The organism is Rhodococcus sp. C1 (genome assembly GCF_020809065.1).
GTDB lineage: Bacteria > Actinomycetota > Actinomycetes > Mycobacteriales > Mycobacteriaceae > Rhodococcus_F > Rhodococcus_F qingshengii.
This window is the reverse complement of sequence record NZ_CP078080.1, coordinates 5,684,324-5,707,397: the sequence shown is the minus strand read 5'-3', so window position 1 is coordinate 5,707,397 and position 23,074 is coordinate 5,684,324. Positions and strand designations below refer to the sequence as shown.

Annotated in this window: 26 protein-coding genes; 13 read left to right on the top strand and 13 right to left on the bottom strand. The window is 61.9% G+C overall.

The window, feature by feature from the left end; genetic code table 11:
• The first annotated feature begins 4 nt into the window (after window positions 1-4).
• Together KTR60_RS26430 and KTR60_RS26425 are read left to right on the top strand one after the other, a co-directional pair.
• Window positions 5-532: a hypothetical protein gene (locus tag KTR60_RS26430; protein ID WP_047269406.1), complete on the top strand. Its 528-nt coding sequence runs from the start codon at window positions 5-7 to the stop codon at window positions 530-532.
• A gap of 55 nt (window positions 533-587) precedes the next feature.
• On the top strand, window positions 588-1,316 hold the full coding sequence (locus KTR60_RS26425) for a YdcF family protein (protein WP_030536059.1): 729 nt from the start codon (window positions 588-590) through the stop codon (window positions 1,314-1,316).
• A gap of 2 nt (window positions 1,317-1,318) precedes the next feature.
• On the opposite strand, the gene KTR60_RS26420 is transcribed toward KTR60_RS26425, so the two are convergent.
• Complete coding sequence (locus KTR60_RS26420) at window positions 1,319-2,122, bottom strand: AraC family transcriptional regulator (protein WP_228402304.1); 804 nt, start codon at window positions 2,120-2,122, stop codon at window positions 1,319-1,321.
• On the opposite strand from KTR60_RS26420, the gene KTR60_RS26415 reads away from it, so the two are divergent.
• Together KTR60_RS26415 and KTR60_RS26410 are read left to right on the top strand one after the other, a co-directional pair.
• On the top strand, window positions 2,045-2,212 hold the full coding sequence (locus KTR60_RS26415; protein ID WP_228402310.1) for a hypothetical protein: 168 nt from the start codon (window positions 2,045-2,047) through the stop codon (window positions 2,210-2,212). The two genes, KTR60_RS26420 and KTR60_RS26415, sit on opposite strands and share 78 nt — an antisense overlap.
• Before the next feature lie 190 nt (window positions 2,213-2,402).
• The gene (locus tag KTR60_RS26410; protein ID WP_047269408.1) at window positions 2,403-3,095 is read left to right on the top strand and encodes an alpha/beta hydrolase; all 693 of its coding nucleotides are present in this window, start codon (window positions 2,403-2,405) and stop codon (window positions 3,093-3,095) included.
• Between the two features lie 54 nt (window positions 3,096-3,149).
• On the opposite strand, the gene KTR60_RS26405 is transcribed toward KTR60_RS26410, so the two are convergent.
• Window positions 3,150-3,581, bottom strand: coding sequence for a MarR family winged helix-turn-helix transcriptional regulator (locus KTR60_RS26405; protein ID WP_003942924.1), 432 nt, complete (start codon window positions 3,579-3,581; stop codon window positions 3,150-3,152).
• Window positions 3,582-3,727: 146 nt separating this feature from the next.
• Window positions 3,728-4,396: a DsbA family protein gene (locus KTR60_RS26400; RefSeq protein WP_007730785.1), complete on the bottom strand. Its 669-nt coding sequence runs from the start codon at window positions 4,394-4,396 to the stop codon at window positions 3,728-3,730.
• 140 nt (window positions 4,397-4,536) lie between these two features.
• On the opposite strand from KTR60_RS26400, the gene KTR60_RS26395 reads away from it, so the two are divergent.
• Entirely contained in the window at window positions 4,537-5,364 is an 828-nt protein-coding gene (locus tag KTR60_RS26395; RefSeq protein ID WP_047269448.1) for a helix-turn-helix domain-containing protein, read from the top strand.
• On the opposite strand, the gene KTR60_RS26390 is transcribed toward KTR60_RS26395, so the two are convergent.
• Both KTR60_RS26390 and KTR60_RS26385 read right to left on the bottom strand, forming a co-directional pair.
• Window positions 5,351-6,346, bottom strand: coding sequence for an ABC transporter substrate-binding protein (locus KTR60_RS26390; RefSeq protein WP_228401422.1), 996 nt, complete (start codon window positions 6,344-6,346; stop codon window positions 5,351-5,353). The genes KTR60_RS26395 and KTR60_RS26390 overlap by 14 nt on opposite strands.
• 6 nt (window positions 6,347-6,352) lie before the next feature.
• Complete coding sequence (locus tag KTR60_RS26385) at window positions 6,353-7,747, bottom strand: MFS transporter (RefSeq protein WP_003942889.1); 1,395 nt, start codon at window positions 7,745-7,747, stop codon at window positions 6,353-6,355.
• 119 nt (window positions 7,748-7,866) lie between these two features.
• On the opposite strand from KTR60_RS26385, the gene KTR60_RS26380 reads away from it, so the two are divergent.
• Window positions 7,867-8,529, top strand: a complete 663-nt coding sequence (locus KTR60_RS26380) for a TetR/AcrR family transcriptional regulator (protein WP_052959793.1) — start codon at window positions 7,867-7,869, stop codon at window positions 8,527-8,529.
• 6 nt (window positions 8,530-8,535) lie between these two features.
• Here the strand turns inward: KTR60_RS26380 and KTR60_RS26375 are convergent, their stop codons facing one another.
• A complete protein-coding gene (locus KTR60_RS26375) occupies window positions 8,536-9,756 on the bottom strand; it encodes an SfnB family sulfur acquisition oxidoreductase (protein ID WP_047269410.1) in 1,221 nt (406 codons plus the stop codon).
• 98 nt (window positions 9,757-9,854) lie between these two features.
• On the opposite strand from KTR60_RS26375, the gene sfnG reads away from it, so the two are divergent.
• Window positions 9,855-10,979, top strand: coding sequence for a dimethylsulfone monooxygenase SfnG (gene sfnG, locus KTR60_RS26370; protein WP_007730790.1), 1,125 nt, complete (start codon window positions 9,855-9,857; stop codon window positions 10,977-10,979).
• A 12-nt stretch (window positions 10,980-10,991) separates the two neighbouring features.
• Here sfnG and KTR60_RS26365 read toward each other — a convergent pair whose 3' ends face one another.
• Window positions 10,992-12,518: an aldehyde dehydrogenase family protein gene (locus tag KTR60_RS26365; protein WP_047269450.1), complete on the bottom strand. Its 1,527-nt coding sequence runs from the start codon at window positions 12,516-12,518 to the stop codon at window positions 10,992-10,994.
• A 127-nt stretch (window positions 12,519-12,645) separates the two neighbouring features.
• Between KTR60_RS26365 and KTR60_RS26360 the strand changes: the two genes are divergently transcribed.
• Entirely contained in the window at window positions 12,646-13,788 is a 1,143-nt protein-coding gene (locus KTR60_RS26360; RefSeq protein WP_003942871.1) for an acyl-CoA dehydrogenase family protein, read from the top strand.
• A 9-nt stretch (window positions 13,789-13,797) separates the two neighbouring features.
• Entirely contained in the window at window positions 13,798-14,490 is a 693-nt protein-coding gene (locus KTR60_RS26355) for a GntR family transcriptional regulator (protein ID WP_047269411.1), read from the top strand.
• 10 nt (window positions 14,491-14,500) lie between these two features.
• Here the strand turns inward: KTR60_RS26355 and KTR60_RS26350 are convergent, their stop codons facing one another.
• A complete protein-coding gene (locus KTR60_RS26350) occupies window positions 14,501-15,121 on the bottom strand; it encodes a TetR/AcrR family transcriptional regulator (protein ID WP_052959796.1) in 621 nt (206 codons plus the stop codon).
• 116 nt (window positions 15,122-15,237) lie between these two features.
• Here KTR60_RS26350 and KTR60_RS26345 point away from each other — a divergent pair, with 116 nt between their 5' ends.
• The 3 genes from KTR60_RS26345 to KTR60_RS26335 all read left to right on the top strand — a co-directional run bounded on the left by KTR60_RS26345 (window position 15,238) and on the right by KTR60_RS26335 (window position 18,593).
• Window positions 15,238-16,107 (top strand): oxygenase MpaB family protein, encoded by an 870-nt coding sequence (locus KTR60_RS26345; protein ID WP_047269413.1) that lies wholly within the window; start codon window positions 15,238-15,240, stop codon window positions 16,105-16,107.
• A 104-nt stretch (window positions 16,108-16,211) separates the two neighbouring features.
• Complete coding sequence (locus KTR60_RS26340; RefSeq protein WP_042446349.1) at window positions 16,212-17,351, top strand: EstA family serine hydrolase; 1,140 nt, start codon at window positions 16,212-16,214, stop codon at window positions 17,349-17,351.
• Between the two features lie 147 nt (window positions 17,352-17,498).
• The gene (locus tag KTR60_RS26335) at window positions 17,499-18,593 is read left to right on the top strand and encodes a GGDEF domain-containing protein (RefSeq protein WP_228401421.1); all 1,095 of its coding nucleotides are present in this window, start codon (window positions 17,499-17,501) and stop codon (window positions 18,591-18,593) included.
• A gap of 9 nt (window positions 18,594-18,602) precedes the next feature.
• Here KTR60_RS26335 and KTR60_RS26330 read toward each other — a convergent pair whose 3' ends face one another.
• Both KTR60_RS26330 and KTR60_RS26325 read right to left on the bottom strand, forming a co-directional pair.
• A complete protein-coding gene (locus tag KTR60_RS26330) occupies window positions 18,603-18,815 on the bottom strand; it encodes a hypothetical protein (protein ID WP_007730800.1) in 213 nt (70 codons plus the stop codon).
• Window positions 18,816-18,847: 32 nt separating this feature from the next.
• Window positions 18,848-20,278 (bottom strand): MFS transporter, encoded by a 1,431-nt coding sequence (locus tag KTR60_RS26325; protein WP_007730802.1) that lies wholly within the window; start codon window positions 20,276-20,278, stop codon window positions 18,848-18,850.
• 63 nt (window positions 20,279-20,341) lie between these two features.
• On the opposite strand from KTR60_RS26325, the gene soxR reads away from it, so the two are divergent.
• Complete coding sequence (gene soxR, locus KTR60_RS26320; RefSeq protein WP_003943238.1) at window positions 20,342-20,782, top strand: redox-sensitive transcriptional activator SoxR; 441 nt, start codon at window positions 20,342-20,344, stop codon at window positions 20,780-20,782.
• 12 nt (window positions 20,783-20,794) lie between these two features.
• On the opposite strand, the gene KTR60_RS26315 is transcribed toward soxR, so the two are convergent.
• The 3 genes from KTR60_RS26315 to KTR60_RS26305 form a co-directional block, all read right to left on the bottom strand.
• Entirely contained in the window at window positions 20,795-21,601 is an 807-nt protein-coding gene (locus KTR60_RS26315) for an ABC transporter ATP-binding protein (protein WP_003943111.1), read from the bottom strand.
• Window positions 21,602-21,616: 15 nt separating this feature from the next.
• Window positions 21,617-22,321: a FadR/GntR family transcriptional regulator gene (locus KTR60_RS26310; protein WP_003943086.1), complete on the bottom strand. Its 705-nt coding sequence runs from the start codon at window positions 22,319-22,321 to the stop codon at window positions 21,617-21,619.
• Window positions 22,322-22,423: 102 nt separating this feature from the next.
• On the bottom strand, window positions 22,424-22,984 hold the full coding sequence (locus KTR60_RS26305) for a QsdR family transcriptional regulator (RefSeq protein WP_003943195.1): 561 nt from the start codon (window positions 22,982-22,984) through the stop codon (window positions 22,424-22,426).
• Window positions 22,985-23,074 lie beyond the last annotated feature (90 nt).

Genomic DNA, 23,074 nt, shown 5'->3' with positions numbered 1-23,074 from the left:
AGACATGGCCAGACTGGGTCAGCTGATGGTGCAACGAGGCGCGTGGCGTGATCAGACGTTGATCGGCTCCGCCTACCTCGACGAGTTGTCCGCGCCCTCTCCGTCCAATGGGGGGTACGGCTTCTTGACCTGGGTGAACGCGGGCGAGGACTTCTACTCCGTGAATGCGCCGGTGAGCAAGTATGTTTCGCATCCGGTGTGGCAGAACGCGCCTCGGGATCTCTATCTCCAGGAGTTCTTGCGGCTTGTCGTCGCTTCGATCGTGGACGTTCCACCGCCGCCGTACGTCGAGCCTCCCGTGCATGGGTCGGGTGGTCCGCTCATCGACGATCCGTCACAGCTCGTCGGCTTCGCGAACCCCGAATTGATCTTCGACACGATGGTCGGGACGGGGCGAGCAGGAACACCCGGATGCAACATCGTGATCTGCAACAACGAATTGTTGCCGTTCAGTGTCGCCGGCCTGCTCGGGGATGCTGCAGCTCAGATCGGTAACGCGGCAGGCGCGTCGATTCGAGATGCTGGTAGATGACGGTTTCGAACCCGAATTGTTGCCCAATATTTATGTTTAATCTGTGTGACGGTCAGTGAACAGTAAATTTGAGTCAAATGATGCAATCGCGACGAAATGTTCGTTACCGTGGGCTGGACAATCGACAATCTGGGGGTTCGGCTACATGGCAAATGTTCGTAGGTCTCTGACGAAGGGATTGATTGCTGCTTCGGTAATCGCCGCAGCCGGAGTGGGATTGTCGCCGGCGACAGCGAGTGCCGACATCACTCCGACGACGGTCGTCAACGGCATCCTGTCGACGGTGGGCGGCTGCCAAACACCGGTGCGGTCTCTCATTCTTGCGTGCACGAGTGCTGAGACGCTGACACGCCAGTCGCCCGTGCTGCTCGACCTCAACCCCGTGGGCACGAACATCGTCGTCTTGGGTGCCGGCCTCTTCGACGACGGCACGATGCGTCCGATGTTGGTCGACCGGCTTCAGGCGGCGCTCCAGCTGGCCCGTCAGTACCCGCAGTCTCCGATCATCACAAGCGGTGGGGCTCCGAAGGCCGGAGTAACGGAAGCCAGGGCGATGCGCGAATGGCTCGTTGCCAACGGCGTCAACCCGGGCCGGATCACCGAAGAGGGAACTTCGTGGTCGACAGTCGAGAATGCGATCAACTCTGCGCGGATTCTCGCCGATCGAGGCGCGACCGGCGTGGTTGTGGTCTCGAGCGCCAATCACGTGGAGCGCGCGATGGTGGACTTCCGCGTTGCAGTTCTCGGCCGGATCCCGGTCGCAGGTGTAATCGCTGCGACCTGACGTCAGTGATTGTGGGAGTTGGACTTTCGCCAGTTCAACGGCGAGGCGTCGAATCGTCGACGGAAGGCGCGGCTGAACGCGGCATCGGATTCGTAGCCGACAGTTATCGCAATGGTTCCGACCGGCTCGGTGGTTTGCACGAGTAGTTCGGCGGCACGGTCGAGTCGGCGCTCGGTGATGTAAGCGCCGGGCGTCTGGCCGACCAGTCGCGAGAAGCGCTCCGCAAAAGACGATCTCGACAGGGTGGACAGCGTCGCCAGTTCGTCGATGGTCCAGTTGCGTGACGGGTCGTTGTGGACGGCCTCGAGGGCCTGCCCGATTCGTGGATCCATTGCTGCGGTCAACCATCCGCCGTTCGATCCGTCCGCTCGAGCCCACGCTCTGAGGATCTGGACGAAGAGAAGGTCGAGAATCCGGGAAACCATCACGGAGGAACCAGGTTTCGGATCGTCCACCTCGGCGCCCAACAGTCGGCTGCTCACATCGAGCCACTCGACCGGGGTCCCTTGTGTCGCGCGCAGTTCGACGAAGTCCGGCAGAACGGACAGCAGTCGCTGCGCTGCGACGTCGTCGAGTGTGAAAGTACCGAAAAGCCAACATGTTTCGTTTTTCGGGTGCATCGGCATCGCATTCTCGATCGTATGAGCATGCCCATGGGGTAACAGTACGAGTTCCCCGGGGCCGAGTTCGATCGGGGCTTTGCCCTGCGTTCTGATCACGATGTCACCGTGCTCGGCAATGTGAAGTGCTCGCACCCCAGTGGGTACCTCCACGGTGAAGTTCTCGCCGTGGACGCAGCGATGAATCTGATCACCGCGAAGGTGGACGACTTCGAGAACGTGCGAGAGGGTGTCCCGGGTTCGACTCTCGTCGGTGGTGGGTACGTACCGCTGTGATGATGTTGTCCTCATGGATCGATCACTCCGATGGTCTCGAGCATTCGGCGTTTCTGCACAAAAACTTGGCAATCTGGTCATGGTTATTGATCCAGGATCCCCTTAACGTGGGTAACAGGCAAGGCCTGGGTTTCGAAGGCTTGCCGATCGTCGGAGTATTCGTCGCACTGCGTATCTGGAGGAGTTGGTCATGGCAGAGAAGGTAAACATCGTTCTGGTGCATGGAGCCTGGGGAGACGGTTCTCATTGGCGTCACGTCATACCCACCCTGCACAACGCCGGGCATCGAGTGGTTGCGGTCCAGAATCCACTTACTTCGCTCGCCGACGACGTGGACCGGACCAGGAAGTTGGCCGAATCGATGGACGGCCCGACCCTGCTGGTCGGACACTCGTACGGCGGCGCGGTGATCACAGGCGCGGGTCATGCGGAAAACGTTGTGGGACTGGTATATATCGCTGCCTTTGCGCCGGACGAGGGTGACAGCCTGGGAAGTATCTTCGCCCGCACGGATCAGCCGGCGGGCGCGGCGAACATCGCGCCGGACGCCGAGGGCTTCTTGTGGATCGCCCCGGACAAGTTTCAGGAGAGTTTCAGTCAGGATCTCGACGACACGGAAGCATTGGTCATGGCGCTGACGCAGAAACCCATTGCGGGTCAGTGCTTCTCGGACCCGTCAGGGCCGCCGGCATGGCGTGGGAAGCCCAGTTGGTATCAGGTTTCAGGGCAGGACCGAATGATTCCGCCGGAAACCGAGCGATGGATGGCAGAGCGTATCGGTGCCCGCGAGATCGAGGAACTCGACGCAGGCCATGCATCCTTGGCGTCCCACCCGCACGAGGTCACCCAGTTGATTCTGCGTGCTGCTGCAGAATTGTCGTGACGGCGTAAATCGTCCGGCTGTTCGAGTGGGCTGCCCATCACGACTAATTTGTCGTCAGTCCTCGGAACTGCCCAGTCGGTGAAGCAGCGCTGTCAGCGTGGTGATGTCGTCCGTATCCCATTTCGCGAGTCGGGCGCGCCAGCGATCTATCTGGTGATTGCGGATGGTCGTGAGCTTCGTTCGCGCCTCAGGGGTCAGAGCTACCAACTTGGCGCGAGCGTCGTCGGGATCGGGGATTCGTTCCACCAGGCCGAGTCGAGCTGCGGCGTCGATTTGCCTGGTCAAGGTGGACTTCTCGATATCGAGGGTGCAGATCAGGTCGGACATCCGCACCGCATCCGAACGGTTCAGGATGACCAGAACCGGGTAGAGCGCCGGATCGAGTTTGGGATGAATTGCGCGCGCATAGGTGCGCGCCTGGGCGCGTCCTCGTTGCCACATGTCGGCAAGTTCCATCTCCAGGCCCGTGATCGGATCTGAAACCACTGTCGTTTCCCCTTTGGTGCGATTCGTTCGGTGTTCATCAAACCAGAAGGGGGCCGAAGTGATTTGGGTGAAGTCACGCTGAGCGAAAGGTACGTTCGGCGTACTGAAGGCGCCGGGCGTACCTTTCGCTCGCAAAAGTGCGTGGGTCAAGCCACCGCATACGCCCGCACGCACGTGTTCAGGTCGCGGGTGAGATCGGCCGCGGTACTGGTCGGAGAACCGAATTTCACGACGGACCCGTCGCTCCCGTGGAACAACAGCGTCGGAAACGAAGTGGCGCCGAGCCTGCGTGCTCGGACGAAATCAGCGCGGGCGGCATCCTTCGAGGCGGCGGTGAACAGGGAAGACACCGCGGCAGATGGGTCGAGTTGGAGGGATTCCGCGATGGATCGGTACGTCTCGGGATCGGAAAGGCTGCGACCGTCTCGGTAGAATGCGATCTGCATGGCCTCCGCGATGTCGAGGGCGCGTGTCGGATCTTGCGCGCGCAGTGCGGCGAGTCCGATCGCTGCATCCGTCGAATCCATGACGAACCGCCCATCAGTCACCAGTTGTGAATATCCGTCACCGAAGACAGCGCCGGTCTGGGCGGCGATGGTCGCGTTGGCTGATTTCAGGTACGGAGCCGAAGACATGGGCGCGACGCGCTCACCGGTGAACAGTCCGCCGCTGACCACGGACAAGTCGATGGAATCGGCATTTTGACGGACGAACTCCGTCAACGCAGGGCCGAAGCCGAAACACCACCCGCAATAGGCGTCGAAGACGTAGGTGAGTTGCGTCTTGCCTGCTGTTTCCGAGCGTGATGTCTGCACTGGAAGATTCCTATCCGAGCGTGAACTGATTGATACCCTGACGATATGTCGCATTCGGGTATTCGGTCACGGTGAAGATGAGTCCCGAACTAGTGAAAAACAGACAAGTACCCGTCCGCGACGTCGGGTACGCATCGTCGGTGGCTGACGCGACCGAGATCGAAGTACTCAGCCTGGACACCATTCGCATCAACGGGGGAAGCGCAGAGTTCGTCGGCCCCCAACGTCCGCAATTTCACTTGCTCGCGCTGGTGACCGAGGGCTCGGCGCTACACACCATCGACTTCGTGAACTACGCGGTGAGCCCGGGGACCGTGTTCTGGGTCAGACCGGGGCAGGTGCAACAGTGGGGGCGAATCCAGGACTTCGAGGCGACGGTTGTTCTGTTCACGCCCTCGTCGCTCGATGCCGTCAGCCAGCAGTTGTTGGACGGGAACGCCCGCAGTCGGCAGGCAGCGTGGCAGTTGTCCGGCGAGAACCTCGAGACCATCAACACGGGTATGAAACACCTGAACCTGAACTACGGCTGCCCGGATACTTCCGCGCCGGTCGTTCGCGCGGCCATTCTGCGGCACACGCTGACAGCAATTCTGTTGAAACTGACCCATCTCGGTGGACAGGAACAGAGTTCCGTGCTGGCGCACAATGACGTGTTCGAAAGGTTTCATGCCGTTGTCGAACGTGACTTCGCCACGGTCCGTTCGGTTTCGGAGTACGCCAACAAGATCGGGTACTCCGAGAAGACTGTGCTGCGGGCCACCCGAGCCGCTGCCGGGATGACGGCAAAGCAGTACATCGATCAGCGTGTGGTTCTCGAAGCGAAACGTCTGCTGTCTTTCGGCACGGACACGGTCACCCAGGTGGCGTCGAAGTTGGGGTTCGACGATTCTGCGAACTTCACGAAGTTCTTCGCCACCCGGGTGGGTGTTTCTCCGCTGACCTTCCGTCAGGACGTCAGAGCGCGCTGAATGCCGCCCATCGCGCGTCGGCGCTGTCGAGGGTTCCGATACTGTTCTGCCCCTTGCCATGTGCGATGCCGTCCAGATCCTGGATGATCCAGTAGATGGCAAAAGGATGGCTGCCGAACCAGAGATCACCGCTGACGTCCAGAGCGTGTGCCGGATCGGGCGTCAGGTTGTCGAACAGTGGAGTGTTTCGCACGATGGATGCGTCGTACTGCTGCCCGGAAAGTACGGCGACGGTCTGCGCCGCATGCTCGGGTAGGAGTTCCGGCGAGACGGGGGAAATCGTGCCGGTGTCTTGATTGTTGGTCGCGTTGATTTCCGATGCCGGCCTGGTGAATCCGGCCTCGGTGACCAGTGTGGAGATGGGAGTGGTCGGTAGCACGGTGAACAGGTTTCCGCTGTAGCCGAGAAGGATCGCAAGGCTCTGGCCGGCAGCCGCGGACTTGACGCCTTCGAGACCGGATTCCAGCTTTCCGATCATGGCGGTTGCTTCGCTGCCTCGATCGAGCTGTGCCCCAGCTTGTTCGAGCACATCACGCCACGGCGCCGAGTACGGGAGGACCAAGGTTGGCGCCACGGCGTTGATCTGAGCGAACAGGCTCGGTAATGGACCGGCATTGCTCATCAAGATTTCATCGGGTTCGACGGACGCGATCTCCTCGACGGCGGGGTTGGCGAAGAAAGTCGGCTTGTCGAGAACTTCGACGCCCTGCTCGCGCAGGATCGACTTGGCGACGTCCGATCGCAGGGTGCTGTAGACGACGGTGGGCTTCACGCCGAGTGCGAGTGCACTCAACCCCGCGTACTCGTCGAGCGCGAGAATGCGCTGCGGTGAGGCCGGAACTTCGACGGTGCCGAGTTCGTGGGTGACGGAGCGAGTTGCAGAGGCGGCGTCGGACTCGGCGGAGCTGCTGCACGCGCTTGCGCCGGCGACGGTCAGGAGAAGCGCCGAGACGATGCCGAATGCGGTTCGGGTGGTGAACATCTGAGGTCAACGATCCATTCGTGGGAAGAAGAAGGACAGGAGGGTACCGGCCAGCAGTAGGCCGGAGCAGACGAAGAGGGCTTGGGAGTATCCGGAAACCAGTGCTTCGGTCGGCGCGCTGTCCGAACGTGCCGTCGAGGAAGCGGCGACGCTCACGAGAACGGCTAGTCCGAGTGAACCGCCGATCTGACGCGATGTACTCAGTAGCCCGGATGCCATGCCGACTTCTTCGGGGGGAGCGTCGGCGGTGGCGACGTTACTGAGCGGCATGAACGACAGACCGATGCCGATGCTCGCCAGAAGCGAAGGCACCAGGATGACGGCCCAGAAGGGACTGTCGAGGTTCATGGTCGAAAACATGAAAGTTCCGATTGCGGCGACTGCTGTTCCGACTACGAGCAACGGTCGAACTCCGTAGCGCGGAAGGAGTTTGGTGGACGCGAGGATGCCGATCACCAGGCCGAAGCAGAAGGGCAGGAAAGCCAGACCGGTGGTGGTCGGTGAATAGCCCAGCCCGCGTTGCAGGAAGAGTGAGACGAAGAAGAACGCGCTGAACTGTGCCGCGCACACCAGGCACATGATGGCGTTGGCCAGTCCGATTCGGGGTCGAAGCAGGGTGGACAGTCTTACCAGTGGTGTGGCGCAGCGGCTTTCGACCACAACGAACGCAGTGAGCAGCGCGATCGTGAGCGCGAATCCACCCAGCACGTAACCCGAAGTCCAGGAATGTGATTCCGTGGCGATCACTGTGCCGACAAGGGCGGTGATTCCGGCCGTCGCCAAGATGGCTCCGGGGAGATCGAGAGAGCCGCCTCTGGCGGCTTGGCCGGCCGGCAGGCCGCGGGCACCGGCAACTGCGGCGATCAGGGCCACTGGTGCGCCGGCGAACATCACCCATCGCCAACTGAGCCCTTCGGTCAAAATGCCGCTCAGGACGACACCGAGTGCGCCGCCCAGTGCTGACGACATTGCGCCGATGCCGAATGCCTTGGCCCTGGCGCGTCCGGTGGGAAAGGCCTGACTGAGGGCGGCGAGCCCGGCCGGCGCGATCAGTGCAGCGCCGACGCCTTGAAGCGCCCGAGCTCCGACAAGCATTTCGGCGGACACGGAGAAGGTGCCGACGATGCTGACGAGGGCGAACAGCAGAAGCCCGGAAACCAGAACTCGACGAGTGCCCATCACGTCGCACAGACGACCGCCGAGAAGCAGCAGTCCGCCGAAGGCGAGGGCGTACGCGTTGACGACCCAGGACAACCCGGCGTCGGAAAAGTTCAGCGATTCCTGGATGTCGGGCAGCGCGACGTTGATGACCGACATGTCGAAGGCCACCAGGAACTGCGCTGCCGCGGCGGCTGTGAGGACCAGAGCCGGTGCGGCTACCGCTCGAGTTGTTGTTGTCATTGCAGGTACCTAATTTGTATACGCGTTCTCATAAGTAGTTAGGTTTACCTTGCTGGCGACTGAGATGCAAGGGGTTCCCCGGGCGAGAGCGTCGTAGCAGGGGCGCGCACAATCGACGGATGGCCGAAAAGATGGAACCGAGATCACCGCGGCTCGGACGTCCCCCGACGATCACGTCGGAGCAGATAGTCGACGAGGCGAAACGGCAGCTACAGACCGGCGGCGCCGACGCGTTGAGCATGCGAGCGTTGGCGAAGTCGCTCGGCACCACGCCGATGGCGCTGTACCGGCACGTGGGCGACAAGGAACAGCTGATCAGCGCGGTGCTCGATGTGTACTCACAAGATTTCGGCGCGCTGGTCCTGCCGCAGGATCAGGTCGAACGGCTTCGCACGATCTTCACCGCGATCTTCGAAACGCTGGCGTCGGAGCGCTGGATCATCGAGTTGCTTCAGCGCGGTGGCCGTGGTGGGAGCGGCGCTGTGGTCTTGGTCGATCGGGCGATGGCCGCGTGTGTCGAACTCGGTATGTCACCTCGTCGCGCACTGTTGGTCTATCGAGCGCTGTGGAACTACACACTCGGCGCATTGCTCAACATCTACGACACCACTACGCGACCGGAAGGCAGCGTGTCACCTCTCGCGTTCAAGATCCGAGAAATCGGGCCCGAGAAACTGCCGGTGCTCAGTGAGGTGCTCGAGGACTGGCCGGGAGGGACGACGACTGAGAGCTACTTGGAAGGACTGGAAGTCTTGATCAGCGGATATATGAACTCCGACTGAGTGTGTTCACAGCAGCCCGTGCCGCGGTGGGATTGTCCCGGACAGTGTCCACCGGCCGATGTGCTGGACCTTCCACCTCGTCGGATCGTGCAGGGTGTGCGTGCGCGCGTCACGCCAGAACCGCGAGAGGTTCGCCGATTCGCCCGCGCTTCTGGTGCCACCGATCTCGAACAAAGTGCTCGTGGCCGCCAATGACGCCCTGGCGCCGACCACTTTGGCAGTTGCAGCGTCGATGGATGCTCGGGCCGTGGAGTCCTCGGTGGGATCACGACGCGCCACGTCGATCGATCGCGCTGCTTCCGCCAAGAGGGATCTGGCAGCGCGAACCTCGATTGCCGCTTCGCCGGCGAGTTGAACGAGCAGTGGATCCTCCACCGCTGTATCGACTTTCGCCTCGAAGAAGGGACGCGCCTTTGCCGCGAGTTTCACGGATTCACGCAGTGCAGCCGACGCGATGCCGGTGTCGATCGCGGCGTGCAGGATCTGGGCCTGTGCTCCGTAGGTGGTCGGGTGAGTGAAGAGCGACGTGAATGGTACGACATTGAACCGCGGCACCGAAACGGATTCCAGGGTCACAGTTCCGCTTGCAGTTGTCTTCTGTCCCATGCCGTCCCAGTCGTCGACGATCGACAGTCCGGGAGTATTCCGGGGTAGGTAGACCGCGGATTTCGCCTGTGCGCCGGTCTCGGTGAATTGATCCGCATTGGCGGCACGCACCACGATCCAATCTGCGAAGAGCGCTCCGGTGCAATAGAATTTTCGACCTTCGAGCACAAAGTCTTCCCCGTCGGGGGTGAGAGTGGTGCCGTCGATGTCGATGGTCTTGTTGCCGCGCTCGCTCTGGGCGTTGGCGAACTGCTTGCCCGACAATGCTTCGGCGTAGAAGAACTGCTTCTGCTCGTTAGACCCCTGGTACCGGAGCGCTTCCAGGAAAGTGAAGTGGCTGTGCGGAATCTGCGCGATGCTGGGATCGCCCTCGGCGAGTAGGCGGAAGACCTCGGCCAATGTCTCGGTGCTTGCGTCGATGCCACCGAACTCCTTCGGCACCGAGAGTCCGAGCAAGCCGGACCGCGCCAGGGTGCGAACCTCGTCGTGGGGAAGGAGGCGCTGCGCATCGCGGACTCCGGCACCTGCCGCGAACTCGTCGGACAGCTGTGACGCCACCGAGAGCGCCTCGTCCTCGCTGGTGATGCGGTGCGCGATCTCCTGAATGTCCACAGCAGTCATGCTGCCACCGTTTCACAGTCGCAGCACCCACCCAACACTTACAACCTGTGTGATCGCTACCCTGGAAACCACTGGGAACTGCATGTTTGCTGGGTTTCATGTCTACTGAACGTATCGCCGACGAGATCAAGTTCGCCTACTGGGTGCCCAATGTCAGTGGTGGTCTGGTCACCTCCGACATCGAGCAGCGGACCAGCTGGGACTACGAGTACAACAAGAAGCTGGCACAGACCGCCGAGAACAACGGCTTCGAGTACGCCCTGAGCCAGGTACGTTACGAGGCGAGCTACGGGGCCGAATTCCAGCACGAATCCACGAGCTTCAGCCTTGCGCTTCTCCTGGCCACCGAGAAGCTCAAGGTGATCGCCGCGGTGCATCCGGGACTCTGGCAGCCGGCCGTGTTGGCGAAACTGGGCGCTACCGCCGATCACTTGTCGAACGGTCGATTTGCCGTCAACGTCGTCAGTGGTTGGTTCAAGGACGAGTTCACACATCTAGGCGAGCCGTGGCTCGAGCACGACGAGCGTTATCGGCGTAGCGCCGAGTTCCTTCAGGTTCTTCGGAAGATCTGGACGGAGGACGACGTCGATTTCCGCGGCGACTTCTACCGCATCCACGACTTCACGTTGAAGCCGAAGCCTCTCAACACTCCGGAGCGCCCCAATCCCGAACTGTTCCAAGGTGGTAACTCGGCGGCAGCCCGTGAGAACGCGGGCCGGTATTCGGATTGGTACTTCAGTAACGGCAAGGACTACGACGGCGTCACCGAACAGTTGGTCGACGTTCGCCGTGTTGCTCGTGAGAACGATCGGGAGGTCAAGTTCGGGCTCAACGGATTCATCATCGCCCGCGACACCGAGGCGGAAGCAAAGGACACACTGCGCGAGATCATCGCCAAGGCCAACCGCCCTGCGGTCGAGGGATTCAAGAATGCAGTCCAACAGGCCGGCGCATCGACCGCGTCCAAGGACGGGATGTGGGCGGATTCGACGTTCGAGGACTTGGTTCAGTACAACGACGGTTTCCGCTCACAACTGATCGGCACGCCGGAACAAATCGCGCATCGGATCGTCGAATATCGCCGTCGCGGTGTCGATCTGATTCTCGGCGGATTCCTGCATTTCCAGGAGGAGATCGAATACTTCGGGGCCAAGGTGCTTCCGCTGGTTCGTGAACTCGAAGCAGCCGACAGCGACGAGCAGGTGCTCGTCACCGCCGGCTGATCGCCTGATCTCTCAGGACTTCGCGTGGCGTTTCGCCAGCATCCAACGTGAGATCTTCATGTCCCTGGCTTTTCGCTCGATGGTCAGCAGGTCCAGCGGAGCGTTGAACTTCTGAACGGCCAGTGATTTCACACTGCTGAACTCACGCAGCCCATCGGCTCCGTGGATACGGCCGAATCCGGAATCGCCGACCCCGCCGAACGGCAGGGCGGCGATTCCGGCGAATCCGAGAACCGAATTGACCGTGACGACACCGCATTCGAGCTTTTCGGCAATCGCTCGGCCCTTCGACGAACTCTTGGTGAACACCGAGGCGCCCAAGCCGTACTTCGATGCATTGGCGCGCTCGATCCCCTCGTTCATGTCGGCGACCTTGTTCACCACGACGCTCGGGCCGAACGTCTCCTCGGTGATCGCCGTGGAATCCTCCGGAACATCTGTCAGGATGATCGGATCGATGAACGGACCGTTGAACGAATCAAGTCCGCCGAGTACAGCTTTCGCGCCGCGACTGAGAGCGTCTTCGATCTGGCCCCGGACTATCCCAGTCTGCTTTCCCAGCGTCATCGGCCCGTAGGTCGAGCTGTCGGTGGCGCCGGCGTGGGCGTCTCGTAGCGCGGCGGTGAGCTTGGACAGGAAGGCGTCGTACACGGGCGCTGCGACGTAGATTCGTTCGACGCCGGCACAGGTTTGTCCGCCGTTGCCCACTGCCCCGAATGCCGCGAAGCTCACGGCCGCATCGAGGTTGGCGTCGGAGTCCACCAGCATGGCGTCCTTGCCGCCGCATTCGGCGACCAGGGGGGTGAGGGTGTCCGCGCAGGCGGCCATTACGCGCTTTGCGGTAGCGGTCGAACCGGTGAATGCGATCTTGTCGACACCGGACGAACACAGAAGTGCACCGGTTTTTCCGTCACCGGTAATGGTCTGCAGGACAGGGTGTCCGGGTGCGGCGATGTTCCACAGCCGGGCCAACTCGACGCCGACGCCTGGTGAGAGTTCGCTCGGTTTGAAGACTACGGCGTTGCCGGCGGCCAGTGCGTAGCCGATCGACCCCATCGGTGTGTACAGCGGATAGTTCCAGGGGCCGATCACGCCGACGATGCCCATCGGCCGGTAGCCAACGGATGCAGACTGGTTGGCGCTGATCAGTCCTGCACCGACGCGTCTGCGGCGCAACACTTTCTGTGCGTTGCGTGCCGCCCAGTCGAGATGTTCGACGGCCAGCATGACTTCGAGTAGTGCGTCGTCGCTGGGTTTTCCGGTCTCGGCGGAAATGATCGCCGCCATCGATTCGGCGTGAGTGGCGATCGCGGCGCGGAAATTGCCGAGCACCTTCCGGCGGCCTTGGAATCCGAGTTGATCCCACCACTTCGACGCCGTGCGTGCTGCGGCGACCGCTTTCTCGATCTCTCGCTGGTCTGCAATGGGGTGCTGCGCGACCACGGAATCGTTGCGAGGGTCGAGGCTCGCGAAAGTGTGATCGTCCGATCTCGGATCTGTCGACGTGGACGTGCTCTGGCGGCCGAGCTGTTCTGTCATGTTCTTCAGATCCTCCACATGTCGGTGCATCACATATATGTGATGTGATTTACTGTGCTGGTAGTCACAGTATGCGTCGGACCGAGCTCCGACAAGCCTCCAGCCTCATCTCACTCGGGAGTTTTCGATGTACATGGATTTCACGCAGGAGCAGTCTGATTTCGCCAAGTCGGTAGCGTCGTTCTGCAAGAAGGAAAGTGGTACCCGTGAGCAGCGAGACCTGCTGACCGATCATGGCGCCCATAACCACAACCAGGCGTTCTACGAGAAGATGGCAGAATTGGGATGGCTCGGGCTGACTGTCCCGGAGGAATACGGCGGATCCGCCGGAAGCACGGTCGACCTGTGCATCTTCCTGGAGGAAGCCGCCAAGGGCATGGCGCCGATCGGTGGACTGGGCCCGACCGTCATCACCGGGGCTGCATATGAGAAGTTCGGCAGTCCGGCCCAGAAGGAGGCAGTGCTCGGCGGGATCGTCCGTGGCGCGTCTCAGTCGATCTCGATGTCCGAACCCGAAGCGGGCTCCGACGTGGGAAATCTGAGTTGCCGCGCCGAGAAGGTCGACGGTGGGTGGCTGATCAACGGCCAGAAGACGTGGTGTTCCAACGCGCACTTCGCCGAGAACATCCTTCTGGTGGCTCGCACGTCCCGAGGTGAAGGCAAGCACGAGGGCTTGACCATGTTCCATGTCCCGGCCGACATCTCCGGATTGAAGATCAGTGGAATCGACACCATGGGCGGCAAGGAGGTCAACGATCTCTACTTCACCGACACATTCCTGCCCGACGACGCGGTGGTCGGGGAAGTCGGCAACGGCTGGCGTCAACTCATGGCCGGACTCAACATCGAACGCCTCATCCTCGCGGCGATGATGCTCGGGACCGCGCAGCGCGCTTTCGACGACACCCTCGAATTCGTCACCACGCGTAAGCAGTTCGGCCGTCCGGTCGGATCGTTTCAGGCGCTTCGCCACCGGATCGCGGATCTCGCCACGGAGATCGAATGCGGCCGTCTGCTGGTCTACAGCGTGGCCCGAATGGTCGACGCCAACCCGACCAAGATGTTCCCGCGGGAAGCGTCGATGGCCAAGCTCAAGCTGACCGAGACCGCCAAGAAGGTCGCGCTCGAGGGGATGCAGATGATGGGTGGGTACGGTTACGCGACTGAGTTCGACATGGAGCACCATGTGCGAAAGACTCTTGTGTCCTCCATTTATGGTGGTACCAACGAGATTCAGCGAGACATCATCGGCAAAACGTACGGACTGTGAGGATCGGTTGTGGCAACGTCTGCACGCACTCGGAGAGCGACATCTGAGCTGAGGAGACGGCCACAGTTGTCGGAGGACGTGGCCAACCACGTTCGCAACCTGATCATGTCCGGCTCGGTCCGTCCGGGCGAGTTCGTCAGGCTGGACGAAACCGCGGCCGACCTCGGGGTCAGCGTCACGCCGGTGCGAGAAGCCCTCGTCGCATTACGCGGCGAGGGGATGGTCGAGTTGGTTCCGCATCGCGGCTATCTCGTCTCGCCCCTCAGTCGCCAGGACATCGAAGACATCTTCTGGTTGCAGGGGCAGATCGCGGTCAAGCTGGCGTTGCGGGCGATGGACAGCATCACCGCTGATCAACTCGCGGAACTCACGGAACTCAATGCCGATTTGCGAGCGGCGGTCGACGCTTCGGATGCAGCTGCGATCGAGCAGTGCGAATTCGAGTTCCATCGCCTGATCAATCGCGCTGCGGGTGGTGCGAAGTTGGCATGGTTCCTGTTCGGCGCGATTCGGTACACCCCTGCTCGTCTCTACGCGACGGATCCAGGCTGGGGTGAGCTTGCGGTATCGAGCCACGATGCTTTGATCGCGGCGTTCGAGAAGCGCGATCGAGAACAGGTGGACGCGCAGATGAGTCTGCAGTTCTCCGACGGCGCTGCTCGACTTCTCGCTCACCTCGACAACATCGGGATCTGGGACTGAATGCAGGAGCTCAAGACGGCGGCAGGGCGGGTGCGAGCAGGATCGCCGCACATTCGGCGACCAGTTCTTCTTCCGTCACGTCGATGTACCCGTCGAGCCATGCACTGAGGGTCTGCGCCAGGCCGCCGACCAGGAACGTGGCCGTCAGGGTCAGATGACCGCTGTCGTTCAATCGGTAGAAGGTCTTCGCGTTGGCGGCCAGGAGACCGATGAATATCGTCGTCGACGCTTGGCGTTTCTCGGCCAGGACAGGGTTCGTCAGGGCGCTGGAGAACAGTAGACGTCCGCGACGGGGATCGTTCGCGATAGTGCGGACGATGTTCGCGATTCCAGCGAGCGCCTTGCCGCGTTCGGTCTCGGCGGCGTCCACTGCAGCCTGGGTTGAAACGGCGATGTCCGTGATGACGGTGTCGTAGACGGCCGACATCAGAGCATCACGATCGGTGAAGCTCTCGTAGAAGTACCGCGCCGCGACACCGGCCTTCTTGCACACTCCGCGGACCGTCAGTTCGGGCTCGGCGGAGCCCATGAGTTCCAGACCGGCCTCGATCAGCGCCTCCCGTCGTTGGGCTACGCGGAGCGCGCCGTCGACGCCACCGTACGAACGCGGTTGGTCATTCATGAAGACCATCTTTGCATCCAGAGATTGCTTGACATCTCGGCATTTCGGCGTTTCACTCATCTGAGAACATGCGTTCGCAGATATCGACTCGAAGGGGTTCTGCCATGACGGTGAGTAGGGATTCGATGGACGGGCGCGAGGAAGCGGTGGCAGGCGGCATCGGAGCGGTCGGCGTCCAGGCGGTCGACATCGACGCCGAGGTTGAAAAGGCGATGTCCGGGCTCGGACTGTTGGCCGCAGGCGCCAACGTCATCATGCAGTTGGCGCGCCCGGCGGTGGGGTACGGCGTGTATGAGAGCAAGGTCGAGACGGGTCGGTTGGATCGGCATCCGGTGAAGCGAACCCGGACGACGCTGACGTATCTCGCCGTCGCAAGCCTGGCGACGGACGAAGAAAAGAAGCTGTACCGACGCGCAGTCAACGGCTCTCACAAGCACGTTCGCTCCGATGAGAACAGCGCGGTCGAATACAACGCGTTCGATCCCGAACTGCAGTTGTGGGTAGCCGCCTGCCTGTACCGAGGCTTCGAGGACGTCTACAAAATCTTGTACGGGGATCTCGATCCGGTCACCCGGGATGCGTTCTATCAGCGCAGCGCCACGTTCGGTACAACCCTTCAGATGCGACGCGACATGTGGCCGGCGGACCGGGATGCGTTCGAGGTCTACTGGAACGAGAACCTCGACAAGGTGGCGATCGACGAGACGATTCGTGAGCATCTCTACGGGATCGCGTCGGCGACCTTCACTCCGAAGTTGTTGCATCCCGTGGTCGGTCCGCTCAACCGATTCGTCACCACCGGGTTCCTGCCCCAAGCCTTTCGTGACGAAATGCGGCTCCCGTGGTCAGTGCGTCAGCAGCGTAACTTCGACCGATCCATGCGCGTCGCCGCGCTGGTCAATCGGTTCAGTCCGAAGATTCTGCGGATGTTTCCCTACAACTTCTATCTCTGGGATCTGCGTCGGCGCATCGCCAAGGGAATCCCGTTGGTCTGAGCCGACTCTGGCACTTGAAGTGATTGACACCACAGGTGAATCGGACACATACTCGACATAGTTGAAGTTGACGTCAAGTTTCATCATTCCTGTGGAGGCTGTCAGTGGCGAACATCGAAGGCGTATGTGACCAGCGATTCTCTGGCTTGAAGGAGGCGCTGGCACGCAATCTCGATTCCGGCGAGGACGTCGGGGCAGCGATCGCACTGACGATCGACGGCGAATCCGTCGTCGACATGTGGGGCGGTTGGGTCGACGTCGAGCACACTGCTCCTTGGTCTCGCGACACCGTTACCAATGTCTGGTCCTGCAGCAAGACCGTGACCGCACTGGCCGCGCTCATGCTCGTCGACCGCGGGTTGCTTGATCTCGACGCCCCGGTCGCGCAGTACTGGCCGGAATTCGCAGCAGCGGGCAAGGACCGAATTCGGGTCCGGCAACTGTTGTCGCACACCTCGGGTGTGTCGGGGTGGGATCAACCGTTCACCCTCGAGAACATTTGCGACGACGAATATGCCACCGCCCGGTTGGCGACGCAGGCTCCGTGGTGGGAACCGGGTACGGCATCCGGATACCACGCCCTCAACTACGGCCACCTGATCGGCGAGGTCGTCAGGCGCATCGACGGACGAACCCTCGGCCGCTTCATCGACGAGGAAATCGCCGGCCCACTCGATGCTGATTTCCGCCTGGGCTTGCCGAAGTCGGAATACGGGCGAGTCTCGAATGTGATTGCGCCACCGCCGTTGCCGATCGACATCGCGGCACTCGGGATGGACAACATCATGGTGAAGACATTCACCGCGCCGCCCGCTGACGCTACAGGTTCGTGGACCGACGGGTGGCGCGCCGCCGAGATCGGTGCGGCCAACGGTCATTCGAATGCGAGGGCACTCGCAAGGATCCAATCGGTGATCGCGTGCGGTGGCAAGGTCGGTGACGTTCGCTTGCTGTCGGAGGAAACGATCGACAAGATCTTCGAGGAGCAGTCGTACGGGGTCGACCTCGTCCTCGGCGTGCCGGTCCGCTTCGGCGTCGGATTCGGATTGCCGACGCCCGAGTCCGTCCCGTTCATTCCGGAGGGGCGAATCTGCTTCTGGGGAGGTTGGGGTGGCTCGCAGATCATCATCGACACCGAGAAGCGCATGACGTTCTCGTACGTGATGAACAAGATGGGGCCGGGTCTGCTCGGTTCCGAGAGATCGGCGCAGTACGTATCGGCGGCCTACGACGCTTTGAGTTGATCGACCGATTCAAATCCGGCAGAACGGTTTTTGTCTGTCGCCGCTGACTATGCTGCCGGATATGCCAGTGTGCTCCGGGGGGAAATCAGCGAGTCCGTTTCGTCGAAGTACGCCCAAAAGTTGCGGAGCTGCATCGGCTGATCGGCGATGAACGGTTTGGTCGACGTCGTCATGCGCTGGTGGCAGTTGCCGGACCAGTTCCACAGTTTCAGCAGGTACCTCCAGGACCGCGGGTTCTTGACTTCCTGCCGGGCGCTGGTCGGCGGAACAGCATTCTGGATGGGGCTGGTGTTGCTGTCGGCGCGATTCAGTGACGTCGGTCCGCAAGGTACGTTCTGGCGAGCGGTCAATCTGGCGGTCATCGCGCTGTGCCTCGGCGCGGCCCTGATCTGGTGGCTGTTTCCGCCGACGCCGCTGTGGTCGTACACCTTTGTCGTGGGTTCCGACGTCGCGATTGCGGCGGCGGCCGCAACCGACTCGGAACCGCTGGGACGACTCATCGCGTGCGTCGTTTTCGCGTCGATCGGCGGCTACATCGCGTTCTTCCACAATCCGAAACTCCAAGTCGGTCACTTGGTCTTCGCCTCGACCGTCACGGTGCTTTCGGGGTGGACTTTGTTGTTCGGGCCAGCAGCGGACGTCGGCTTGGGACTGGCGAAGATCTCGGTTGTGCTGACTACGATCATCGTGATTCCTGTTGTGTCACAGATTGTTCTGGCGGTCCTGGGTTCGGATGCCACTACCTCCGACATCGACCCGTTGACCGGACTGCTCAACCGTCGCGGATTGGCGCGTCGGGTGAATGACTTGATGGGCGCTCCGGTCACCGAAGCGGATGCACTGCTCGTAGTGGTGATCGACCTCGATCGCTTCAAGACGATCAACGACGTTCACGGCCATGACGTAGGAGACAGCACGATCATGCGAACTGCACTGCGCATCCGTTTGTGGACAACCCAGTCCGCCTTGACTGCTCGTATGGGCGGTGACGAGTTCGTCGTGGTCGAACGGGTACCGGTCAGCGTGATCTCCAGGCTGGAAGGACAGATCCGCTCCGCGATGGACGGAGCGAACGATGACCCTCCGACGAGCGCGAGCATCGGAATGGCGGTCCGCACCGCGCCCCGGAATCCGGGTGAGTCCGTCGACGCTGCTTTTGCCGAACTCTTCCGCGTCGCGGACTCGGTGATGTACGAAGCGAAGCGCGAAGGTGGCAACCAGGTGCGGGCGAGCTTGGTCTGATGTGAGAGCTCAGTCGGCGAAGCTCAGACCACGTTCGGCGAGTGCTTCGCGCAGAATCCTCAAGGCCTTCGGTCCCATCCCGTGCAAAGCGCCGAGTTCCTTCTCGGACACGGACGTCAGCTGCGCGAGATGGGTGTAACCCGCTGCGATCAGCGCGCGCTGTGCGGGAGCTCCCGTCTTCGGGAAGTCGGTTTCCACTGTGCCCGGATCCGGTTCTGTCACTGGCCAACTCCTCCGTGTGGGTTTCTCACAGTTTAGCGAGCGTCGTGAACGATTTCGGGGCTGCCGATTTTGTCGGTCGTTCGCGGAAGTGCGCGAGCTGCCACGGCAATGCCGATGATCGAGACAGCGGCGAAGGTGAAGAGAAGCAATTGCGCAGAACGAAGCGTCGACGGTTCGCCGATGTTGACCAGCACTCCGGCCAGGGCTGCACCGAAAGCATTGGCGATCAGCTGAACGGTGTTGATGGCAGCCGAGGCACGCGCACCTTCTCCGGGATCGGTGACCGAGGTCATCGCCCCGACTGCAAGATGAGGCCAGGCGATGCCGATTCCGACGCCGGCGAACAGCAGTCCGATCACCCACGCGACCATCGCACCGGCGCCGGCGTGTTCGGTGAGAAATGCTGCCATGATGCCCAACCCGATCGCGACGAGGATCGGACCGCTGACAACGATTCGTCGCACGATACGAGGGGTCGTGGCCGAGGCGCTCGGGATTTCGCCGAGAGTCCAGCCGAGAGCGAGTGCGGCCCCGAGGAATCCGGCCGCGAGAGGCGCCAGGCCGGCAAGTCGTTGCCCGAAGAGTGGAATGAACGTCTCGACGGTCGACGCGACGGCGAGGACGACGATGGTCAGGTACACCCATTTGAGAGATGACGCGTTGAACGTCGACGGCGGTAGTACGCCGTGGCGCGAGCGACGGTCAGCGGCGACAAAAGCGATCAGTAGCAGCACAGCGGCGAGAACCATTGCGGCGGTCACGGCGAGGTTGGACAGAATTCCGGCAACGCTGACCAGCAAAGCTGCCGCAGTCAGCAATGCCAGCGAGAGGACCGGCACCGGGCTACTGGTGGTACTGCCCGGTTCATGTGCCGGTAGCGCGCTGGGGACGAGAGCGGCGACTGCGATCGTCGCGATGACCAGGACGCCGAAAGCCCATCGCCAGGCTCCGAACTGAGCAAAGACACCGCCGATTGCAGGGCCGGCGAAGGTGCCGACTCCCCACATCGCCGAAACCAGCGCGGCCCCGCGAGTCCACAGATGTCTGGGGAGCGCGGCATTGATGACGGCGTAACCGAGACCGGCCAGCAGGCCACCGCCCGAACCCTGGATCGTGCGGCCGACCAACAGCAATTCCATCGTCGGGCTGACCGCACAGACAACGGTGCCGAGCGCGAAGATCGCGAGGCCGATCAGGTAGGCCCCGCGCGGTCCCCTGGCAGCGAGGACGTTGGTGACCAACATCGAAGAGATGACGGAAGCAATGAGGAAGACCGTCGCGGTCCAGGCGTAGTACTGCTGACCGCCGATGTCGTCGATGGCAGTCGGAAGCAGGCTGGTCGTCAGGTAGACGTTGGTCGCGTACAGCGCAACGCCGCCTGCGAGGACGGTAGCGGTGCCGAGGTATCGACCGCTCAGGAGTTGCCGCCAGGTTCCGGCGGGAGCATCGGTGGGGGAGTGCATGTTGTCGAAGGTAGAATCTCGAGTGCGCTTCAGGTCAATGTCGCGCAGCCATTGGGAGGCAGAATGATCCGTAAGAGTGACGAACTTCTCTCGATCGGTGAGGTATCGGAGCGCACCGGCGTCGCCGTGTCGGCTGTGCGCTACTACGAAACACTCGGTCTGGTTCCTGCGGAGCGGACGGCAGGAAATATGAGGAAGTTCCCGCGGCACTCGATCCGGCGGGTGTCGCTGATCCAGTTGGCAGTCAGGTTCGGGATACCTCTGGCCGAAGTTGCCGAAGTATTCGGATCGTTGCCGCAGGGTCGAACTCCGACGAAGAAGGACTGGCGCAAGATTTCCACGGAGTGGAATCAGCGCCTCGAGGATCGCAAGCAGGCCATCAACCGGATGCAGGACGAACTGACGGGCTGTATCGGCTGCGGGTGTCTGTCACTGAAAACATGCAACCTGCTCAACCCTGGAGACGAACTGGGCCGGGAGGGACCCGGCGCCAGGCGTCTCTGAAACTACTGTCGGTCACACTCTTTCGCGTGGCCGCGACTGGGCATTCCACCGACCACCACGACGCTCGATCTCGATGGGATGCGAGAAGCACTCGCTGATGTTCTGGGTGGTGATCACGTCCTCGGCGAGGCCGCTGGCGGTCACGACGCCGTCCTTGATCAGAAGAGCATGTGTGGTGGTGCTGGGGATCTCCTCGATGTGGTGCGTCACGAGGATGCTGGCAAGTGACGGGTTCTGATTGCGGAGGTCGTCCAGTGCCGTCAAGAGTTGTTCGCGTGCAGCAAGATCGAGCCCGGTCGCCGGTTCGTCGAGCAGAAGCAGGCGCGGTTCGACCATGAGTGCGCGGGCGATCAGGGCTCGTCCCCGTTCGCCTTGGGACAAGTTGGGCCACAGTGCGTCCGAACGCGGACTCATTCCGAGTAGATCGATCAGTGCGTCGGCGTGAGCCTCTTGCTCCGGCGTCGGTGACCAGCGCGGCATCACCTCGGTGGTGTTGGTGAGGCCGGTGATCACGACGTTGCGGACGGTGATCGGAATTCCGATCGTGTGACGAGGGTTCACGTGCCCGATGTCCATCCGCAGTTCCCTCATGTCGACGCGGCCCAACTTGTGGCCGAGGACGTAAACGGAACCGCGAGTCGGGTGGGCGGTTGCTCCGAGCAGGCTCAGAAGCGTGCTCTTGCCCGCGCCGTTCGCGCCGAGGAGGACCCAGTGTTGTCCGGGTTCGATCGAAATGTTGATGTCTTTCAACAAGTATCGGCCGTCGCGGACGAGATCCACGTGTTCGGTAGACAGAACTGTGCCGGTGGGGTGTTGCACGAGAACTAACCTCTCTTAGGCGTCGAGCACACGCAGTCGTCGTAGGACGGTGTCGATGTTTGCTCGAGTTGCCGCTACCGCGGCTTCTGGGTCGGCGTCTTGAAGGGCCTCGACCAACTGATCATGGGCATGTGAGGTGTCGGGGACGCCGGCCTCGTGGGCCATCATCTCGACGAGGGATTCACGAAGGAGTGGACGCACCGACGTGAAAAGCGAGAGCAGAACTGCGTTTCCTGACAGTCGAACGACTTCGGTGTGGAAGTCGAGATCGACGTCGACGAACTTCTCGACATCACCCTCGAAATGACTGTGTCGCATGGTCAGTCGACGCCGCAGGCCGTCGAGGTCCTCAGGTTGTACCCGCTCCGCGGCCAGTCTGGCGGCCTCGATCTCGAGTGCGCGACGGACTTCGAAGACCTCGAGGATCCTCGAGCGTCGAAGAAGTTTGGTGAATTCGTCGACGTGCTCGAGTTCGGACGCGGCAGCCACGAAGGTTCCGACGCCGTGTCGGACTTCGAGTAGTCCGTCGCGAGCGAGGAGGCGGATTGCCTCGCGAATCGAGGAACGCCCGACGCCGAGTTCGACGGCGAGGGCCGCCTCGCTCGGTATGCGCTCGGACGGCGCCCACGTTCCATGCATGATTCGCCCGCGCAGCAACTGTTCGAGTTGCGGTACCAGCGGACCACTGCGAAGTGTGAATCCTGTGTGGTCGTCGGACACGGCTTGCCTCTCGGGTGGGTACCGAAAGAGTAACAACTCATCAGACGTCTGAGGACTCGGGTGGCCGGTGTGTCGCCGTAGTGTTCACGCGGTCGAAGCGTGTCAGTTGCGGGTGACGCCGAGGAGCAGTGCGATCAGGTCGAGGGCAGTCTCGATCTCGGCCTTTTCTCGGCCGAGCAGGGGGGCGTAGAGGTGTACGTCGCAGATGCGGACGAGGGCTTCGCCCAGTACTTGCGGCGAGAGCGTGATCGTCAGTTGGCCGGCGTCGACCTGGGACTGCAAGATTTCGGCGGTGATGGAGGCGGAGATCGATTCGATGGAGCCGGGCATCATCGCGAGTTTGATGAACACCATCGGTTCGCGTTTGGTCAGCGCGCGCAGTTCTGTCGACGATTCCACCGATCGCATAACGCGGCCGAAGACGTCGAGAATGTACTCCGGACCTTGCCCCGACGCCTGTGACATCGCCTTTCGGTATGTCCGTTCGGTGGCCTCGGCCAGCACTGTTCCGAGCAGTTCGTCGCGGTTGCCGACCCAGCGGTACAGCGTCGCGCGGCCTACGCCGAGACGTTCGGCGAGCAGTGACATGTCGAGTGGTTCCTCCGCGAGGTACATGCTCGCGGCGGTGTCGATCGCGCGTCGGCGTTCGAGGTCGGTAGGCATCGGGACATTCTCTCCGGTTGTCCGGTACTGCACAATTTCGGCCGTTGAAAAATGGTGAGCCTCGGGGGATCGAGCCTATTGACGAACCTG

Coding starts and splice junctions, on each gene's coding strand:
- KTR60_RS26335 (WP_228401421.1), top strand. CDS start 17,499: ATGAACGGTTTGGTCGACGTCGTCATGCGCTGGTGGCAGTTGCCGGAC.
- KTR60_RS26375 (WP_047269410.1), bottom strand. CDS start 9,756: ATGACTGCTGTGGACATTCAGGAGATCGCGCACCGCATCACCAGCGAG.
- KTR60_RS26430 (WP_047269406.1), top strand. CDS start 5: ATGGCCAGACTGGGTCAGCTGATGGTGCAACGAGGCGCGTGGCGTGAT.
- KTR60_RS26305 (WP_003943195.1), bottom strand. CDS start 22,984: ATGCCTACCGACCTCGAACGCCGACGCGCGATCGACACCGCCGCGAGC.
- KTR60_RS26345 (WP_047269413.1), top strand. CDS start 15,238: ATGGACGGGCGCGAGGAAGCGGTGGCAGGCGGCATCGGAGCGGTCGGC.
- KTR60_RS26390 (WP_228401422.1), bottom strand. CDS start 6,346: ATGTTCACCACCCGAACCGCATTCGGCATCGTCTCGGCGCTTCTCCTG.
- sfnG (WP_007730790.1), top strand. CDS start 9,855: ATGTCTACTGAACGTATCGCCGACGAGATCAAGTTCGCCTACTGGGTG.
- KTR60_RS26410 (WP_047269408.1), top strand. CDS start 2,403: ATGGCAGAGAAGGTAAACATCGTTCTGGTGCATGGAGCCTGGGGAGAC.
- KTR60_RS26365 (WP_047269450.1), bottom strand. CDS start 12,518: ATGACAGAACAGCTCGGCCGCCAGAGCACGTCCACGTCGACAGATCCG.
- KTR60_RS26350 (WP_052959796.1), bottom strand. CDS start 15,121: ATGGTCTTCATGAATGACCAACCGCGTTCGTACGGTGGCGTCGACGGC.
- soxR (WP_003943238.1), top strand. CDS start 20,342: ATGATCCGTAAGAGTGACGAACTTCTCTCGATCGGTGAGGTATCGGAG.
- KTR60_RS26360 (WP_003942871.1), top strand. CDS start 12,646: ATGTACATGGATTTCACGCAGGAGCAGTCTGATTTCGCCAAGTCGGTA.
- KTR60_RS26380 (WP_052959793.1), top strand. CDS start 7,867: ATGGCCGAAAAGATGGAACCGAGATCACCGCGGCTCGGACGTCCCCCG.
- KTR60_RS26385 (WP_003942889.1), bottom strand. CDS start 7,747: ATGACAACAACAACTCGAGCGGTAGCCGCACCGGCTCTGGTCCTCACA.
- KTR60_RS26325 (WP_007730802.1), bottom strand. CDS start 20,278: ATGCACTCCCCCACCGATGCTCCCGCCGGAACCTGGCGGCAACTCCTG.